16 protein-coding genes are annotated in these 17,935 nt (G+C 69.3%); 4 read left to right on the top strand and 12 right to left on the bottom strand.

Annotation, left to right across the window (positions count from 1 at the left end):
* Window positions 1-61 precede the first annotated feature (61 nt).
* The 7 genes from ACZ5PO_RS13130 to ACZ5PO_RS13100 form a co-directional block, all read right to left on the bottom strand.
* A complete protein-coding gene (locus ACZ5PO_RS13130; RefSeq protein WP_464194067.1) occupies window positions 62-1,015 on the bottom strand; it encodes a FecR family protein in 954 nt (317 codons plus the stop codon).
* A 197-nt stretch (window positions 1,016-1,212) separates the two neighbouring features.
* Window positions 1,213-1,719 (bottom strand): sigma-70 family RNA polymerase sigma factor, encoded by a 507-nt coding sequence (locus ACZ5PO_RS13125; RefSeq protein WP_464194065.1) that lies wholly within the window; start codon window positions 1,717-1,719, stop codon window positions 1,213-1,215.
* Between the two features lie 312 nt (window positions 1,720-2,031).
* Window positions 2,032-4,038, bottom strand: a complete 2,007-nt coding sequence (gene fhuB / locus ACZ5PO_RS13120; RefSeq protein WP_464194063.1) for a Fe(3+)-hydroxamate ABC transporter permease FhuB — start codon at window positions 4,036-4,038, stop codon at window positions 2,032-2,034.
* Window positions 4,035-4,811, bottom strand: a complete 777-nt coding sequence (locus ACZ5PO_RS13115) for an ABC transporter substrate-binding protein (protein WP_464194061.1) — start codon at window positions 4,809-4,811, stop codon at window positions 4,035-4,037. Before ACZ5PO_RS13115 ends, fhuB begins: the two co-directional genes overlap by 4 nt.
* Window positions 4,812-4,978: 167 nt before the next feature.
* Entirely contained in the window at window positions 4,979-7,495 is a 2,517-nt protein-coding gene (locus ACZ5PO_RS13110) for a TonB-dependent siderophore receptor (protein ID WP_464194059.1), read from the bottom strand.
* A gap of 101 nt (window positions 7,496-7,596) precedes the next feature.
* Entirely contained in the window at window positions 7,597-8,589 is a 993-nt protein-coding gene (locus ACZ5PO_RS13105) for a FecR family protein (RefSeq protein ID WP_464194057.1), read from the bottom strand.
* Between the two features lie 134 nt (window positions 8,590-8,723).
* Window positions 8,724-9,242, bottom strand: coding sequence for an RNA polymerase sigma factor (locus ACZ5PO_RS13100; RefSeq protein WP_464194055.1), 519 nt, complete (start codon window positions 9,240-9,242; stop codon window positions 8,724-8,726).
* Window positions 9,243-9,571: 329 nt separating this feature from the next.
* Here ACZ5PO_RS13100 and ACZ5PO_RS13095 point away from each other — a divergent pair, with 329 nt between their 5' ends.
* The 4 genes from ACZ5PO_RS13095 (at window position 9,572) to ACZ5PO_RS13080 (ending at window position 13,601) form a co-directional block, all read left to right on the top strand.
* On the top strand, window positions 9,572-9,973 hold the full coding sequence (locus ACZ5PO_RS13095; RefSeq protein WP_464194053.1) for a hypothetical protein: 402 nt from the start codon (window positions 9,572-9,574) through the stop codon (window positions 9,971-9,973).
* Between the two features lie 37 nt (window positions 9,974-10,010).
* The gene (gene tolA / locus ACZ5PO_RS13090) at window positions 10,011-10,811 is read left to right on the top strand and encodes a cell envelope integrity protein TolA (protein ID WP_464194051.1); all 801 of its coding nucleotides are present in this window, start codon (window positions 10,011-10,013) and stop codon (window positions 10,809-10,811) included.
* 487 nt (window positions 10,812-11,298) lie between these two features.
* Window positions 11,299-12,165, top strand: a complete 867-nt coding sequence (locus ACZ5PO_RS13085) for a MetQ/NlpA family ABC transporter substrate-binding protein (protein ID WP_464194049.1) — start codon at window positions 11,299-11,301, stop codon at window positions 12,163-12,165.
* A gap of 2 nt (window positions 12,166-12,167) precedes the next feature.
* The gene (locus ACZ5PO_RS13080) at window positions 12,168-13,601 is read left to right on the top strand and encodes an amidohydrolase family protein (RefSeq protein ID WP_464194047.1); all 1,434 of its coding nucleotides are present in this window, start codon (window positions 12,168-12,170) and stop codon (window positions 13,599-13,601) included.
* A gap of 26 nt (window positions 13,602-13,627) precedes the next feature.
* On the opposite strand, the gene ACZ5PO_RS13075 is transcribed toward ACZ5PO_RS13080, so the two are convergent.
* The 5 genes from ACZ5PO_RS13075 to ACZ5PO_RS13055 form a co-directional block, all read right to left on the bottom strand.
* A complete protein-coding gene (locus tag ACZ5PO_RS13075) occupies window positions 13,628-14,461 on the bottom strand; it encodes a nitroreductase family protein (RefSeq protein WP_464194045.1) in 834 nt (277 codons plus the stop codon).
* A 100-nt stretch (window positions 14,462-14,561) separates the two neighbouring features.
* Entirely contained in the window at window positions 14,562-14,831 is a 270-nt protein-coding gene (locus tag ACZ5PO_RS13070) for a hypothetical protein (RefSeq protein WP_464194043.1), read from the bottom strand.
* 7 nt (window positions 14,832-14,838) lie between these two features.
* Window positions 14,839-15,648, bottom strand: a complete 810-nt coding sequence (locus ACZ5PO_RS13065; RefSeq protein ID WP_464194041.1) for an ABC transporter ATP-binding protein — start codon at window positions 15,646-15,648, stop codon at window positions 14,839-14,841.
* Window positions 15,648-16,646 carry an ABC transporter permease gene (locus ACZ5PO_RS13060; protein WP_464194039.1) on the bottom strand — a complete coding sequence of 333 codons (999 nt, stop codon included), beginning with the start codon at window positions 16,644-16,646 and terminating at the stop codon, window positions 15,648-15,650. Before ACZ5PO_RS13060 ends, ACZ5PO_RS13065 begins: the two co-directional genes overlap by 1 nt.
* Window positions 16,647-16,655: 9 nt before the next feature.
* Window positions 16,656-17,684: an ABC transporter substrate-binding protein gene (locus ACZ5PO_RS13055; RefSeq protein WP_464194037.1), complete on the bottom strand. Its 1,029-nt coding sequence runs from the start codon at window positions 17,682-17,684 to the stop codon at window positions 16,656-16,658.
* Window positions 17,685-17,935 lie beyond the last annotated feature (251 nt).

Here is a 17,935-nt window from a genome sequence, read left to right as displayed (position 1 = left end):
GTCGAAAGGCCGGGTGCCTCCTGACGTCGCGGCCGAAAGATTTTCGACGGCGACCGGCTGGTCAGCGCGAACGGACCACGACCACGAGATCCGTGAGCCGCGTCACGCGCACGGGCAGATTGTCCTCGATCACCCGCAGCGCCTGGTCGGTGTCGGCGAGATCGAAGACGCCCGAGACGGACTGGTCGCCCGCCGCCTGGTCGAGCACGACGATGCGCCCGCGGCGATAGCGCTCCAGCGTCGCCAGCACGTCGCGCAGCGGCCGGCCCGAGAACACCAGCTTGCCACTTCGCCAGGCCGTCGCGCTGCCGACGTCGGCGGCCGCGACCACAAGCCGGCCCTGCGGCGTCAGCGTGGCGACCTCGCCCGGACCGAGCTGCACCTGTCCGCCGGCCCCGGTCACCTCGACGCGCCCCTCCTCGACCTGCACGTCGCCGGGCCACGCACCCGAGGCGGTCCGCATGCTGTAGCGCGTGCCGATATCCCTGGCCTCGAGCGCCCCGTCGTCGACGACGAAGGGACGCGCCGGGTCGGGCGCGACGTCGAAGAAGGCCTCGCCGCGCAGCAGCTCGATGCGGCGCTCGCCGGCCGCATAGCGGACGGCGAGCGCGGTGTCGGTATTGAGGTCGACGCGCGTGCCGTCGGCGAGCGTCACTACGCGCACCTCACCGACTCCGGTGGAATAGTCGGCCCGCCAGCGGTCGAAGGTGCCCGTCCGGTCGAGCGCGAACGGCAGGGCTGCGAGCGCGGCGAGCACGACGATGCCGGTGGTCGTTCGCCGCCGTGACGTCCTGAGCTTGCCGAGCCGGCCCGGCGCGACGGGCACGTCCTTGAGCTCCGTCCAGAGGCTGCGGAACTCGTCATAGGCGGCCTGATGCGAGGGGTCCTTCTGCAACCAGGCCCGAAAGGCTTGCTGGTCGGACTCCGTCGCGTCCCGCGACTGCAGCCGCGCAACCCAGCCCGCCGCCTCCTCGGCGACCCGCTCCTCGACGCTCCGCTCCCGTTTGCCCGCCATGCCGACCAGCCACGCCTCAACCGCATCCCAGGCCTCGCTCGGCCAAGGATGGCTATACCGTCTTAGAGTCGAGCAAGGGGAGATGTCCTGACGTCGGGCTGGAGCTGTCGCGATCTAGTGCGCACGCCGGATCGCATGGCGGCTCGATAACCCTTTGAGCCTGAGCCACTTCTCTGCCGCTGCGCGCAAGGAGAGCGCTAAGGAAGGATATCGGCGCGCACGGTCCGGCAGTGGATCAGCGCCCGGATGATGTGCTTCTCGACCATGTTGCGGGAGATGCCGAGCCGCTGGGCGATCTCGCCGTTCGCCATGCCGTGCAGGCGGCTGAGGATGAACACCTCCTGGCAGCGGTTCGGCAGTTTCTCGATCGCCTTGGCCATCAGCAGCAGACACTGCCGGCCGTCGACGACGCGTTCCGGGCTCGGCGCGTCGTCCGCCCGATCGATGTCCGCGAGGTCGGGAAGGAACAGCTTTGCCTCGGCGGCGAGGCGCGCCGACGTCACCCGCGCCACCGACTTGGCGACCTGGAACAGATAGGCCTGCGGGTTCTCGATCACCGTCCGCTGCGGCGCCGCCAGCATGCGCAGAAAGGTCTCCTGGGTGGCGTCGGCGGCGTCCGCGGCGTTGCGCAGGCGCCGCAGGAAGAAGCGCCGGAGCCGGCCTTCCTCCGTCCGCTGCAGATCGTGGACCAGGACCCCAAGCATGCGAGCGCTCCTCGCGGCCTCGCGGGCGGCCCTGCCGCCCAACCGCCAGCACCCCATCCGCGGGGCGCTTCGCCAGAAAACCGCGAAATCCGTAGCCGACGCGGAATTCCTACGCAAACGCAATAGTTTAGATCTTGTCTAAGGTGGGCGGACCGCATCCGGTAAGTGCTTGATTTCCGGCCCGGCGTCCGGGCGCGTGGCGCAGGGGCGGGAGCCGATCCGCCAGCGCTGTGGCGCATCTGCCGCACGCGCGCGAGCGGCAGATTGTCCCAAAGCCGGCGTCCATTTCCGGGTCCGATGCTCCAGATCGCTTCAGCGCGCGCGTCGCGCCATCGACAGCAGGAAGTACGGCGCCCCGACGAAGGTCGCGAGCAGGCCTGCGGGCACCTGGTAGGGAAACAGGATGTTGCGGCCGAGCCAGTCGGCGCAGACCATGACCAGCGCGCCGATCACCGCCCCACCGTAGAGGTGGGGCATGGGCCGCAGCAGCCCCATGGTGCGGGCCATGTGCGGGGCCATCAGGCCGACGAAGCTGAGCGGCCCGACGATCAGCGTCGCGGCTCCGGTGAGCACGCCGGTGACGGCGAGGAGCTGAAGGCGGCTCGCCGTCGGCCCGAGGCCGAGCGCGCGGCTCTGGGCCCCGCCCAGCGGCAGGATCGCCAGCCAGCGGGCGAACAGGGGCAGAAGCGGCAGCAGCGCCGCGGCTGCGATCCCGGCGGCTGCGGCGTCCCAGGCGGTGACCTGATAGGTCGAGCCGGCGAGCCACGCGAGCAGCATGCCCATGCGCGGATCACCGGACGCGGTCAGGAGGGCGACGAGCCCGCCGAAGGCCGTGCCGACGGCAACGCCCGCGAGCAGCATGCGCTCAGGATCGAACGCGGCTCTGCGGCCCATGGCGAGCAGCGCCGCGAGCGTGAGCAGCGCGCCCGCCGAGGCCGCGGCGGTCTGCTGGGCCCTGTCGGGCGCCGCAACGAGAAGGGCGAGCAGGATCACGCCGCAGGCGGCGCCGGAGGATATGCCGAGGCTCTCCGGGCTCGCCATCGCATTGGCGGTCAGCCGCTGCATCAGGCCGCCCGCCGCGCCGAGCATGGCGCCGGCGGCGGCAGCCGCGGCCACGCGCGGCCAACGCCAATGACCGTAGCGCCATAGCTCGTCGCGGCTCCACCACCGCCAGCCGTCGACGCCCTGGCCGAGATCGAGCGCCGGCCATAGCACCAGCAGCAGCGCGAGCGCGATGGCCGCGACCAGCAGCCAGGGCCGCGAATGGCGGCGCTCGGAGGCCCCGGCCACGGCACGTGGCGCAACGGCTGCCGCCTTGAGCGCAAGCTGCATCCATAACAGGAGCGGCGCGCCGAGGATGGCCGTGCCGATGCCGGCCGGGACGTCCCGCGCGAAGGGCAGCACCTGGACCAGCTGGTCGGTGAGCCAGAGCAGCAGGCCGCCGACGACGGGGGCCCAGACGAGCTGCTGCCGGACGGAGCGTGCGCCGGACAGGCGGGCGATGGCCGGGGCGGCAAGGCCGACGAAGCCGATGACGCCGACGGCGCTGACCACGAAGGCGGAGAGCGCCACGGCCAGGGCAAGCGCCAGGAGGCGGATGCTGCGCCGGGACAATCCGAGGCTCCTGCCGCTCTCGTCGCCGAGCGAGAGAATGGCGAGCGGCCGGGCGATCGCGCACGCCAGCCCGAAGCCGAGGGCGAGCCGGGGCGACAGATAGGCCACGGCGCTCCAGTCGCTCTGGCGCAGCGTGCCGGCGTTCCACAGGAACACGCTCCGCAGCGCCTCGTGGTTGAACAGCGCCAGCGTGGCGCCGAGCGAGCCGATGGAGAGCCCGACGACGAGACCGGTCAGGATGAGCGCTTGCGGCGCGAGCTGGTGCCGCCAGGCCAGCCCGAAGACCAGGATCGTGGCAATGGCCGCTCCAAGCATCGCCACGCCCTCGCGTTCGAGGCCCGGCAGATCGGGAAGCCAGAGGGCGGAGACGGCCAGCGCCAGCGAGGCGCCGGCAGAGACGCCGAGCGTGCCGGGCTCGGCCAGCGGGTTGCGGAGCACGAGCTGGAAGATGGCTGCGGCAAGGGCCAGCGCTGCGCCCGCCAGCATGCTCACGCACAGCCGCGGCAGATAGCTGTAGTAGGCGACCCACAACGCCAGCTCGGAGCCGCCGGCGCCGCCCGTCACCATGGGCCAGCTGTGCAAGGGCGCCTGCTCGAGGAGGCCGCGCAACGACAGCGCGGCGGCCGCGAGCGCCAGCCCGAGAGCGAGGCGGCCGGGGGTCGCGGTGGGGCCGCTCGCCGCCTGCCGCGGCGCGGCCCCGTTCAACCGGCGGCCTCCTTTGGCAGGCGCTCGGCCAGCGCCTCGGCGAACCGCTTCGCCGTCGGCAGCGCCCCCCAGCTGTAGAGCTCGGGGATGGCCGTCGTCAGCCCCTTCCGCACGGCAGGCAGGTGCGACCAGAGCGACGGAGCCAGGAGCAGACGGCGGGCCTCCTTCGGCACGGGATCGACGTAGAGGATCCGCGCATCCGGGACGGCCGCCAGCGCCTCGATCCCCGTCGTCAGAAACCCCCAGTCGTTCGAGTTGGAGGCCGCCGGCGTCAACCCGAGACGGATCAGCACGTCATGGAAGATGCTGCCGTGGCAATGGATCATGACATTGCGCGCATCGATGAGGCGGACGACGAAGACGGGCCGGCTGCGGCGATCGGCGAGGCTGGCGTGAGCGCGCTCCAGCGCAGCCTCGCAGCCCTCCAGGTAGGCATCGGCGCGCACCGGCGCCGTCAAGCGATCTCCGAGACGAAGCGTCTCCCGAGCTGCAAGCGCGTACGGGCGCCGCTCCGGCGTATAGATCGCGGCGGCGAGCACCGGGGCGATCTGCTGCAGCCGGGCGATCCAGCTCGCCTGCAGGCGACGGTCGACCAGGATGAGATCGACGCGCAACTGATCGAGGAGCTCGAGGTTGGGTTCCCCGGCCAGGCCGAGGTCACGGATGCCGTCCGGGAGCCGCGCCGCCTTGCGGAGCGCCGGCCGCGCCAGCTCCGGCAGCGCCGTGGGCACGAGCCCCAGCGCGAGCACCGTCTCCTCGAGCCACCACGCCATCACCGCCACCGACGGAGGTCGCCGCGCCCCCGTGTTGCCGTCACCGGTGATCTGCGCCGCGGCCGGCCGCGGCCATGCGGTCGCGGCGGCCGCGGCGCCCCCCTGAAGGAAGGCGCGCCGGGACGTTGGCGGCGGACGGGACCGGCTTGGAGCCGACCGCAGGCTCATCACCATCTATACTTCAGGTTCGCCAGGATCGTCCGGCGGATACCATAAGAACAGTTGAGCTCGCTGCACCGCGCCAGGTACACCTCGTCGGTGAGGTTGTTGGCGTTGACCGAGACCTCCCAGCCGCGCAGGGCGCGGTCCGCGGCGCCGAGATCGTAGGTGATGGCCGCGTCGATCAAGGTGTAGCTCGGAACCGTGTATTGCTGCTTTGGTCCGTTGTAGGCGGAGCCCACGTAGCGGACGCCGCCGCCCACCCTCAGGCCCGTGAGCAGGCCGGTCTGGAAGGTGTAGTCGGCCCACGCCGACGCCAGCTGCCGTGGATAGTACCAGGGCACGCGGCCGGTCGGATCGAAGCCCGTCCCGTCCGGATTCGCCCTCGTCGTCTCCACGTCGTTGTACGTGTACGAGGCGATGAGATTGAAATTGTCCGTCAGAGCCAGGGTCGTGCTCAGCTCCACGCCCTTGACCCGCACTTCGCCCGTCTGCACGCTGAAGCCGAAGTGCGCCGGGTCGGTCGACAGGACGTTCTGTTGCGTCAGGTCGAACAGTGATACCTGCACGAAGCTCAGGAGACCGGCAGGCTGATACTTCAGGCCGACCTCGTACTGCTGCGCTGTCGTGGGCTGGAACATCGCGCCACTGAAGTCGGTCCCGCCTTGAGGCTGGAACGACGTGGAGTAGCTCGCGTAAGGCGCCAGACCGTTATCGAACAGATAGACGGCACCTGCGCGCCACGTGAAGGCGTCGCTGTCTTGCGTCGTCGTCGGGTTGACCTTGACCATCAGGTTCTTGGTCGAGTTCTCGGCCCAGTCCTGGCGCCCGCCGATCAGGAAGCGCCAGTTGCCCAGCGCGATCTGATCCTGTGCGTAGAGGCCCGTCTGCTCCAGGCGCCCATCCGTGTTGGCGAACATCGGGGGAAACGACACCGGGACGCCGTAGACCGGATTCACGACGTTGAGCGGCGGCTGGCCGACGCGGCTCCAATAATTGGCGTTGTGGGTCCATTGCGACCTGTAGTCGAGCCCGAACAGGACGGTGTGCCTGAGCAGACCGGTGGCGAACTGCGCCTGGGCCTGGTTGTCGACGGCAACCGCGTCGAGGCGCCCGTCGGTCGCCCAGTTCGAGCGGTTCATGACGGTATTGGCCGCACTCGCCCACCCGGTCGGCTGGAGCTCATGGTACGTGCCGTCGGCGTGAAGATATCGAAAATTCTGCCGGACCGTCCAAACGGCGTCGATGCGGTGCTCGAACTCGTAGCCCGCCGACACCCACCGGCGATCCAGGTTGGCATAGCTCGGCTCGCTGAAGTTGAGCCGCGTCGGAATCGGGCCGGTACGGCTGGGCAGCAGCGTTCCGACCAGCGGCAGCGATTGAAAGCCGATGCCGTCCGGATCGCGCTGATAGGTCGTCAGAATGGTGAGCCGCGTGTCGGCCGACGGGCGCCACGTCAGGGACGGGGCGATCGAGATCCGCTCATAGGCGGTGTCGTCGATCTGCGTGCCGGTGCGATAGCCGACGCCGCTGACGCGATAGAGCCATTGCCCACTGCCGTCGACGGGGCCGCCGATATCGAAGGCGCCATAGGCCCGGCCGTAATTGCCCGTCCCGACGATGACCTCGCGGATGGGGGTCGCCGACGGAAGCTTGGAGCGTGCATTGATGATGCCGCCGGGGCTTGCCTGGCCGTAGAGAACGGAGGCCGGCCCGCGCAAGACTTCGATACGCTCGAGATTATAGGGTTCGAGCGCCGGTGAATTGACGTACAGGTCTGACGGGAGATAGAGCCCGTCCCAATAGAGCGGGCTCGTCGCGTCGTCACCGAAGCCCCGGATGTAGACTTGGCCCTTCGTCAGTCGATTGTCGGCGCCGAAGAAGCCCGTCGCCACGCCGGGCGTGTAGCGCAGGGCATCGGGGAGAGATTGCGGGTTCTGGATCTCGAGCTGCTTGCGATTGACGACCGACACGGAAAACGGTGTCTCGATGATCGGGGTATTCGTCTTGCTTCCGGCAACGGCATCTTGCGAGATGAAGCCATTCGTCGGTCCGTATTCGCCGTCGCCCTGCACGTCGATCGTATCGAGCACGATGGCGCCGGGCGCGGCCCCGGCGGACACCGAAGCCTGGGCGCCCATCAGCGTGGCGACGCTCGCGCCGGTCATCCGCACGCTGATGCCGGAGCCGGCCAGAAGCGCCTGCAAGGCCTGCTCGGGCGTCATTGCCGCCGACACCGGCCGGGAGAGAACGCCGTCGGCGAGGCGGCTGGAATAGCCCACCTGCCACCCCGACTGCCGGACGAAGGCGTCGACCGCGTTGGTCAGCGGTTGGGCCGGAATCGAGAACTGAACGGGCCGGCCGGGCTCGTCGGCGGCCTGCTGCGCCTCGGCGAACGGCACCCGCAGCATCGTCGCGCCCGAGAGAAACGTCGTCGCCAGCAGGAGACGCGACAGCCGTCGGCGCGTCCTCCCGGCGGTCCGCCCCGTCTGTCGCACATCGCCTGTCGCCACCCCACTCGCCATCCGCGGCTCCCATCCTCTCCTCGGGGGCGCGGCGGCATGGCCGTCCGCGCCCTTGTTGTTGAGGACGGAGCAGGCCGGCCGATCTCACAAAAAAAGTCGTATCAGCGCACGACGAGGATGCCGCCGGGCAGCGTGGTGACGGTGGCGCCGGCGGCCTCCGCCAGCGAGCGGATCGCGACCTCCGGCCGGTCGAGCTTGTAGTTGCCGCTGACGGACACCTGGCCGACGGTGCCGTTCGCCACGAAGATGCGGCCGGGATAGTAGCGGCGCAGGTCGTCGATCACCTGGCTCAGCGGCCGGTCGACGAAGCTGATGCGGCCGTCCACCCAGGCCAGGGCCGTCGCCGTATCGATGCGGCGCACCGGCAGGAGCATGGACGCCGTCACGCTCACCGCCTCGCCCGGATGAAGGTCGGCATGGTCCGACAGGCGCGCCAGGCGGGCGACATCGACCAGGCCGCGGCCGAGCACGACGGTGTCGGCGTCGCCGTCCTGCCCGACGGAGAAGGCGGTGCCCTTGACCGTGACGCGGCCGTATTGCGCGGTCACCTCGAACGGATGGTCGGCGTCTGGGCGCACGTCGAAATAGGCCTCGCCCTCCAGCAGCCTCACCACGCGCCGCCCCTCGGCGAAGTCGAGCGCCACCGCCGAGGCCGTGTTGAGCATCAGGGTCGAGCCATCGGGCAGCCGGATCACCCGCTGCTCGCCGGTCGCCGTCACGTAGTCCGCCCGCAGGCGGACGAGAACCTGCGGGAGCTTCGCCACGACGAGCGCGAGCAGCACGACCGCCGCCGAACCTCCCACCTTCTTCGCCAGGGAGCCGCGCCGGCGTTTGGCGCGCGGCGGCTTGACCCCGGTCGCCTCGGCGACTTGCTTCGTCGCCAGCAGGAACTCCGGCTCCCCCCACACGGCGGCGACCTTGGCGAAGGCCGCGGCATGTTTGGGATCGCTCTCGCACCAGGCGCGAAACGCACGCACCGGCTCGGGGTCGCCGTCGGCGGCCTGGAGACGGACGAACCAGTCCAGGGCGTCCTGATCGATCGAGCCCGGTGACGGGTCGTCGGGGCTCGCGCCGTCTTCGGTATCGCGTTTCAAGCAGATCGTCCGATTCTCGCCCGCCGGGTCCCGTCGCATTATGACGTCGGGCGTGGGCCGACCTCACAAATTCAGCGTGCGCGACGGCCCGCCGCGGCCCGGCCATCGGGGCGCGGCTGGCGACACCCGTCCGGTCAGCCTCGCTCGAGGCGCGCGATCGCGTCCATGCAATGCGCCATGGCGAGCCGCAGGTCATTGTAGACCGTATTGGGCGAGACCCCCAGGTGCCGGGCGATAGCGGGATAGGACATGCCCTCCTGCCGGTTGAGCAGCAGCACCAGGCGGGCCCGCTCGGGCAGGGCGAGCAGCGCCTGCTCGAACATGCGCAACCGCTGGCGATCGATCACCTCCGTCTCCGGCGACGGAGCGCTCGACGGCACGTTCAGGAGGGCGTCCGGATCCGCAATCGGGCATTCGACCTGCGCGCGCCGCCGCCGCTGCCGCTCCTGGTCGACGGCGATGTTGCGGGCCGCACGAAAGAGATAGGCGTGCGGGTTCTCGACCAGGCTGGTCGGCGTGGCCGACAGCAGCCGCAGAAACGTCTCCTGCGTCGCATCGGCGGCATCGGCGGCGTTGCGGAGGCGGCGCAGAAAGAAACGCCGGAGCCGGCCTTCCTCCTGCCGCTGAAGGTCGTGGACCAACGTGCCGAGCATGCGGCTCTCCTGGCGCCGGCAGGGAAAACGAGATTTCGTGGGGCCGATGCGGCCGGGCTCCGCCCGCTGCCGCCGGGCCGGTCGGTGCCGACCGTGCGGCACGAAGGCTGGAGCGCGGCGGAGCGAACGGCAGCATAGCTAGCGCCGAGCCATTTCCCTCGCAATCTCAATAGTTTATATCGATTCTAAGATATACGGCCGACGATGCTCGATATCGTCGCAGGCGCGCCCCATGCCATTGAAATGATGGTCGTTTTCACAACTCGTTGCATTTTTGCGACTCGAGCGGCCGAACGCGGACAGCGGTCGCATCCACCTCCGCGACGTGCATGGCCGCCGGCGCGGCCGCACGGTCAAGCCGGAACAATTCGCGTAGTTTCGAACCGTTCTATTTATCTAATCGGGACAACGACTTGTGGCGTGCGGGCGAGGAGCGTATCTGTGCTTGCGGATCGGCCGCGATCGACGGTCACGAGGCATTGCCGATGGGCGAGATTTTCGAACGCGAGGTGATGGCGGCCATCGGCCCCGTGAACGATCTGATCGTACGGGAGGCGTTGCGCACGGGAGCCAGCCATGTCGAGCTGCGCGACGCCATGGCGTTCGCCGAAGGGCCGCTGAACGCCGACGCCGCGGCGTACCGGGCGCTCACCGGACGCATGCAGCGGCTGGTCGACCTCCTGAGCGTCGCGATCCACTTGCGGGGGCCCCGGGCCGCGGGTCGCGCGTGAGGCCGAGGTGGGCGGCAGAGCCGGCGGCGGAGGCCGCGTGCTGAGACTGGCGTCGTGGTGCGTGGCGGCCCTGGTCGTCCTGGGCGCGCACATCGCGCTGGCACTGGTCTTCGTCACACCGGAGCGGTTCAAGCCCTCATCGGGCGAGCCGCCCGCCGCCGTCATGGTCGATCTCGCCCCGATGCCTGCCTCGGCCGAGACGAAGGCCGAGCTTGCGGCCGAGGACAGCCGCTCGCAGAGCGCTGCCGACCGCCGCCCGGCCGAGTCCGCGACCGTGGCGGTGGACACGGCCCGCTCAAAGGTGGAGGCCGGCGGCGAGCCGGTGGCCGCGCTCCGTTCGACGGCGAGCGCCCCGCTGACCGCACCGCTGCCCGCCAAGCAGGCCAAGCGCCGCGCGGCCCAGCCGGCGCGCGCAGCGGCGACGGCACCCCAGGCTCACCGCACGGCCCGCAAGCCCATGCCGGCGCCGGTGCGCGACCTCGCGAGCACCTCCGACCTGCCGGCGCGGGGGGCACCCGCCGCGACCTTCGGGGCGGGCGTGGCCGCGGCGGACATTCCGTCGACCTGGAAGAGCCGGCTGCTCGCCCATCTCAACCGGCACAAGCGCTATCCGACCAATGCGGCCGGCGCCGAGGGCACCTCGCAACTGACCTTCACCATGGACCGTGACGGACGCCTGCTCGGCTTCTTCATCGCCCACTCCTCCGGCTCCGCGGCGCTCGACGACGAGGCGCTGGCCATGATCCGCCGCGCCGCGCCGCTTCCGGCGGTGCCTGCCGAAGTCCCCGGCAGCGTGCTGCGCCTGACCGTGCCGGTGCGCTTCAGCCTGCGGGGCTAAATCACCGGCGTGGTCCGCGGGACCAGAAGAGGCCGGGGCCATTGCGGCTCGACGCCCAGGGCATTCGTCGCTCCCCCGTTCATGCGGCAAGGTATGCTGCGAGGCGCCTCTAAAAGACGAAATCCATCTTATTGACGCTCAGCCGTAAAGGGTAAAAATTAGGTCTGCGAATATGCTTCGCCCACAATATATTACATGATTCACCGACCCCATCTCGGGATCTTATCCGCCCTCCACGAATCTCCTGCCGGTGGATCTGCGAGCAGCCCGACGGGTGTTGCTGCCACCCGTGCCGTGTCGCCGATGCCGATCGGTACTCCCCCGATCAGCCTTAGTTGCGCGGCCTCGCGGTTTCCGCCGGCGGGAGAGCCGCCATAAGCGGTTCTCCCGGCCGCGATGACCCACCGGGGAGGAGACCTGGCCCAACGGCACGAGGTGGGGTGCAAGGCGCAGCGGGGCGTACGCGGTTGACCACGCGACCGGCTGCTTGGCCCACGCCGACGCATCGTACCGAGTTCGTCGAGGAGCGTATGTCATGTTCAAACGCCGTTTAAGCCGCCAGGTCGCAGAGGCGGTCGCGGCCGGCATTGTCACCGCACTGTTCGCGCTGAGCCCCGCCATTGCCGAGACGGCGCCATTGAAGATCGGGCTCGCGGCCTCCGCCAACAACAGAGCGATCGAGGCCGTGGTGGAGCGCGCCAAGGCGCAGGGCCTCGATGTCAAGCTGGTCGAATTCACGGACTGGAACGCGCCCAACGTGGCGCTGGCGGAAGGGGCCGTGGACGTCAATTTCTATCAGCACATTCCCTTTCTGGAAGCGGCCAAGAAAGGCAGCGGCTATGACTTCGTTCCCGCCGGGATCGGCTTCATCTCGGTCGCCGGCATCTATTCGAAAAAGATCAAGGATCTCGCCGAGCTGAAGGACGGCGCGACGGTGACCGTGTCCAACGACCCGACGAACCTCGGCCGCGCGCTGCTGCTGCTCCAGGCCGCCAAGCTCATCAGGCTGCGGGACGGCGCCGACTACACCGCGACGCCGAACGACATCGTCGAGAACCCGAAGCAGCTGAAGATCGTGCCGCTCGAAGCGCAGCAGGTGGTGCGCTCGATCGACGATGCCGACATCGCCGTGACGTTTCCGAGCTTTCTCCGGCTGGTCGGCGTCGATCCGAACGGCGCTCTCCTTTACGAAAAGCCTCAGAAGATCTGGGCCATCCGCTTTGTGACGCGCCCGCAACAGCAGAACGACGAGCGGATCCAGACGTTCATCCGCGTCTATCAGGAAGCGCCGGAAACCAAAGCCGTGCTCAAGGGCCTCTACGGCGATCTCGTGAGCTTCGGCTGGGAGCAGTGAGCGTGGAGCCGCGGAGCGGCGCCCCCGATCCCGAGAGGCGCGCGATCGCGCTTCTCATCCGCAACGCCGACTGGCTCGTCACACTCGACGCCGAGCGGCGGATCATACGGGACGGCGCAGTCGCCATCGACGGCGACGAGATCATCGCCGTCGGCAAGACCGACGATCTCGCCGGATCCTATCGTCCCCGCAAGGTCATCGACGCGCGTGACAAGCTCGTCCTGCCGGGTCTCATCGACACGCACGTGCACAATTCGCAGCAGCTCGGCCGCGGCCTGGCCGACGGATGCGATATTCCCGTCCATCTCCTCCAGCGGCTTTACGGCTACGAGGCGCAACTGGCGCGAGAGGACGCCTATTGGGCCGCCACGAATTGCCATCTGGAGATGATCCGCGCGGGAACGACATGTTTCCTCGACCCCGGCAACTACTTCCCCGATGAAATGGCGCTGGCGCTGGGCGAGAGCGGCCTGCGGGGCGTCATTGCCCGGATCGCCTTCGACGTCCACGCGACCTCCATCGGCGAACTGTCCAGGAACGTGGTCAGAGAGACCGCCGATGAGGCGCTCGCCAAGGCCCAGGAGACGATCGATGCCTATCATGGCGCCCATGACGGACGCGTCCGGGTGTGGATCGGCCTGCGGATACCTGCGGTCTGCTCCGACGAGCTGATCCGCAAGGCCAAGCAGACGGCGGACGCGAACGGCGTCGGCCTCGTGCTGCACGCGTCCGAGGCGCGAGACGAGGTCGTTGCCTCGCGCGTCAAGTTCGGGATGCCCGACGTGGAGCGGTTGGCCGAGCTCGGCGCTCTGGGACCGAACGTGCTGCTGATCCACATGGGATGGGCGAGCCCTCGCGAGCTGGCGCTGACGCTGCGGCATGGCGCATGCGTCTGCTGCACGCCGTCGACGGGCTTCCGTGCGGGGATGGGCAGCATGGAGTTCGGACGGTTTCCGGAGTTGCTCGAGCTGGGCGCGACCGTGGCGCTGGGTTCCGATAGCGCCATGTCGAGCAACTACGTCGACATCGTCAGACAGATGTCTCTGGCGTCCGGAGCCGCGAAGTCGCAGCGGCTGGACCCCACCGTCCTTCCCCCGGAGACGGTGCTCGAGATGGCGACGCTGCACGGCGCAAGAGCCTTGCTGTGGGACAGGCAGATCGGATCGATCGAAAAGGGCAAGAAAGCCGACATCAGCCTATTCGATCTGTTCAAGCCGGAGTGGCAACCCGTGCTCAATCCCCTGGCAAATCTTGTCTACTCATCTCGCGGCGGCGCCGACACGGTTGTCTGCAACGGCACGGTCCTGATGGAGAACGGCATCGTGCTGACGATCGACGAAGAGCGGGCCCTCCACGAGGCCAAGACGCGCGGCCAGCGCATCGCGGAACGATCCGGCCTGTTGGAGGTGATCCAGCCGCGCTGGCCGATTCTCTGACACCATATTCGGACGCGGATCGATCGTCAGCGCAGGCCGAAGCCGAGCCTGGTCAGCGCCTCCCTGAGGCGGTCGCGGCCGCTGAGCGATTGCGGCCCCTGCACCCGCTGCAGCGCCGCTTCGGTCCAGCCTGCCACCGGCACGTTCTGTCCGCGTTGGAAGGCCGCCAGGGTGGTGTCGTAGCCATCGATCTCCTCCTGCGGCAGGCTGGCGTCGTAGCGCTCCCGGTGCAGCACCAGGCGCTGCGGCAACCGCGGCTTGACCTCCGCGGGGCGGGCGGCGTCCGGGTGGCCGACGACGAGTCCGACAACGGCAACCACGTTGGAAGGCAGATGCAGCAGCTCGGCGACCTCCACCGGCCGGTTTCTGATAGCGCCGAGGTAGACCGTGCCGAGGCCGAGCGATTCGAGCGCGACCACGGCGTTCTGCGCCGCCAGGGCCGCATCGATGAAGCCGACCAGCATCGTCTCGAGAAAGGCGAGGGCTTCGGTGGGGCGCTCGTTGCGGCGGCCCACCTCCTCCAGCCGCGCCAGGTCCGCCAGGAACACCAGCACCAGCGGCGCCTCCGCCACGTGCTTCTGGCCGTTGGCGTAGGCGGCGAGCGTGGCCTTGGTGGCGGCATCCTCGACGGCGATCACACTCCAGGTCTGCAGGTTGGACGACGAGGGGGCCGACTGCGCCGCCGCGACCGCGGCCTCGATCGTGCCCTCGGGCAGCGGGTCGGGCAGGAAGGCGCGCACCGAGCGATGGGACAGCAGCGCCGCGATCGTGTCGTTCCAGCGCGGCGCGAGGCCGGCGGCCGCGTCCCCGTAGCGTGAGGTCAGGGCTGCCTCGATGGGCTGGGCCACGTAGTGGGTCATGGATTGAGCTCGGTGACTTGGAGGGTGGCGAACGATAGTCCGATGCGCCCTCGGATCCCTGCGCATTTTTTACGCTCGACAGCGGACCGTGGTGCAGGCCTCAGGGCCGAGCCACCGTCAGGCTGAGCGACGTCATGGCCAGGCCGATCCAGAAAGTTCCCCACCAGTAGTTCGCGACGGCCAGCGGATGCGAGCCTCGGCACAGCGCGCGGGCAAGGGAGCAGACGTCGGTCTGGCCGACGAGGCAGACAGCTGCGTCGCGGGCCGGGAGATAGGCGTACTGGATGACGTCGCGATAGGTGAGCCACCACCAGAGCACGGCGGCGGCGAGGATCAGCAGCCCGAGCGACAGGAGATGGACCGCACGCATCGCTACCTCACGTGGCGAAGCCCAGCGCGCCCAGGATGCGGCGGCGCAGCGCCACCAGATCCGGATCGTCGCGGTGACGGGGATAGGGCTTGTCGAAGCGGAACTCCGCCTTGATGTGCGCCGGCCGGTCGCTGAACACGATGATGCGCGAGGCCAGCAGCAGCGCCTCCTCCACGTCGTGGGTCACCAGCAGAGCGGTGAAGCCGTTGCGCTGCCAGAGCCCCACCAGCTCGGTCTGCAAGGTCAGCCGCGTCAGCGAATCCAGCTTGCCCAGCGGCTCGTCGAGCAGCAGCAGGGCCGGATCGTTGACCAGCGCGCGCGCCAGCGCCACCCGCTGCGCCATGCCGCCGGAGAGCTGGTGGGGATAGGCGTCGGCGAAGCCGGCCAGGCCGACCAGGGCCAGCGCCTCGTTCACGCGACCGCGCTCCTGCTTCAGCACGCCGCGCGCCTCCAGGCCCGTCGCCACGTTCTGGCGCACCGTCGCCCACGGAAACAGCGTGGGATCCTGGAACACCAGGATGCGCGACGGGTCCGGCCGATCGACCGGAAGGCCGCCGACCGCGATCCGTCCGGCCGTGGGCTGCTCCAGCCCGGCGACGAGACGCAGCAGCGTCGACTTCCCGCACCCGGACGGGCCCAGCAGCGCCACGAACTCGCCGGGGGCGGCGCTGAGCTCGACCCCGTCGAGCACCGGCAGCCGCGCGCCCGAGAGGCGGAACTGATGACTGACCGCGCGGACCTCGACCGCCGTGCCGCCATCCGCGACGGGAGCTGGAGCCGGGTCCGCGGGCCGTGCCGCCAGCGCCGTCTCGGCCATCAGATGAACCCTTCCTGCCAGCGGAGAAGACGGCCCCGCGCCACGAACAGCAGCCGGATGATGCCGGCGCACAGCACCGCCATGATGATGATGGCCGCATAGACGTTGGCGTAGCCGGAATAGGCCGTCTGGAACTGGATGTACCAGCCGAGCCCATACTTGGCGCCGAGCATCTCGGCGACCACCAGCACCGCGAACGAGTAGTACAGCGCCATGAACAGGCCGACGAAGACATGCGGCATGGCGGCCGGGATCGCGACGCGGCGGATCAGGTACCAGCTCCTCGCCCCCAGGATGCGACCGACGTCGTAGTAGGCGCGGCTGACCGAGCCGACCCCCGACGCGGTGAGGATGGCGACCGGGATGCCCGAAGCCAGCGCGACGATGAAGATGCTGGCGCCGAACGTGGTCGGGAAGAAATAGAAGGTGACGGGGATCCAGGCGGTCGCCGGCACCGGCCCGATCAGCTTCAGGAACGGCATGCCCCAGTAGGCGAACGGCTTCGACCAGCCGAGCGCCACGCCCGCGACGTAGCCCACCGCGATGCCCGACAGGAAGCCGAGGGACCACAGGCGCAGCGTGTAGACGATGCACAGCAGCAGACGCGAGCCGTCCGTCACGTAGACATTGAGGAGCCCGTGCGGCGGCGAGAAGAAGGGCTTGGGCAGCCAGCCGAACTTCGCCGTGGTGAGCTCCCACAACGCAAGCCAGATGCCGACGACGACGAACCACGGGCCGTAGTGGTGGAGGACCTCGCCCAGGCGGCCCAGACGCTGCACGGCGAAGGCCAGGACGAGGAAGACGAGCGCCGCGCCCGCAGTCAGCGCCGCGAACAGGTTGGCGCTGCCCCACGGCACCACGTCCGGCAGGCTCACGGTGATCAGCGCGGCGGCGGCCCAGGACAACGCGGCGAGGACGCCGCTGAGCCAGACGCCGCCGAACGTCACGGACGGTTCGGCGACGGCCGCGTCGTCGAACGTCTGGGTCGCATCGGCCATGGTGCGGTCTCAGCCGAGCAGGTTGACCGTGACGCGCTCCGCGAACGCCTTGGGATCCGTGGTGGGCTCGAGCACCTTCACGAGCCGCAGGTCGTCGGCCGTCTTCTGGATCTGGTCGACGAGGGGCTGGCCGATCGGATGGTTGTGATAAACCAGCGTGCCGAGGATCTCGGTCAGCTCGGCCTGGGTGAGGCCCGCCGGCTTGAGCGTCTCGAAGTACCACTGCGCCACCTCGTCGGGATGGTCCGCCGTGTAGTCGTGCACCTCGATGTTCGCTTCGGCGAGGCGGCGCAGCGCGTCCTTGTTGGCGGCGAGGAACGGGCCGTTGGCGCCGAGCACGCAGCAGGTGTGGCCCTCGTAGACGCCGGTCTGCGTATCGGCGAGCTTGAGGAAGCCGAACTTCTTCTCGATGGAATAGGCCCACGGATCGAGGTGGGCGGCGACATCGGCGTCACCGCGATTGACGGCTTCCCCCACCAGGTCGAAGGGCACCACCTTCCACGTCACGTCGGTTTCCGGATCGATGCCGGCCTTGGCCAGCGTCACCTGGAACGCCACCTTGGGCGGCGACACCACGTCGTAGCTCGCGATCGTCTTGCCCTTGAGGCCGGCGACGTCCTTGATGCCCGAGGCCTGGGAGGCGAGCAGGCGCTGGCAGCCGCCGTGCGAGCCGACGAACAGCTTGACGTCGAAGCCCTGCTCCAGCGGTTTCAGCCAGTCGCCGATGAGGCCGGCGCCGGCGTCGGCCTTGCCGGTGGCCAGCGCCTGGATCAGGGTCTGGCCGCTGGCGCCCTGGTAGAACAGCTCGACGTCGAGGTTGTGCTTGGCGTAGATGCCCTTGGCGACGCCGAAGCCCAGCGGCGAATGGCACGCCGCGACCTCGGTCCAGGCGAGGCGGATCTTGGGCGCCGGCCCGGCGATGGCGGGGGCATAGATGTTGCCGGCCAGCACGCCGGCCGAAGCCGCCAGGCCCGTGGCGCCGGCCGCCTTCAGGAGCGTGCGACGGGAAACCCCGTTGGACGAGACGGATCGCGGCATCGAATACTCCTGCGTCGTCGGCCAGGCGCTGTGGTCGCGGCGATGTGCGAGAGACAACATGAGACGTGAATGACTTGCCGGCCGGGTCGTTCGTACCGGACGGTTACTCCGATTAAGTGCAAAATAGGATAGATGACGGGAAATTTGCTTCCATATTTTGCCCGCGGGCAAAGCAAATTTTATTGACGCCAGAGAGAAGCCTCGCCATTGCCGGGATCCGGCGATCATCGCCCAGGCGACGTCAGCCGGTC

Source organism: Chelatococcus sp. KU-N122 (genome assembly GCF_055391085.1).
Note: the sequence above shows the minus strand (reverse complement) of the source record. Positions and strands in the feature narration are given on the sequence as shown.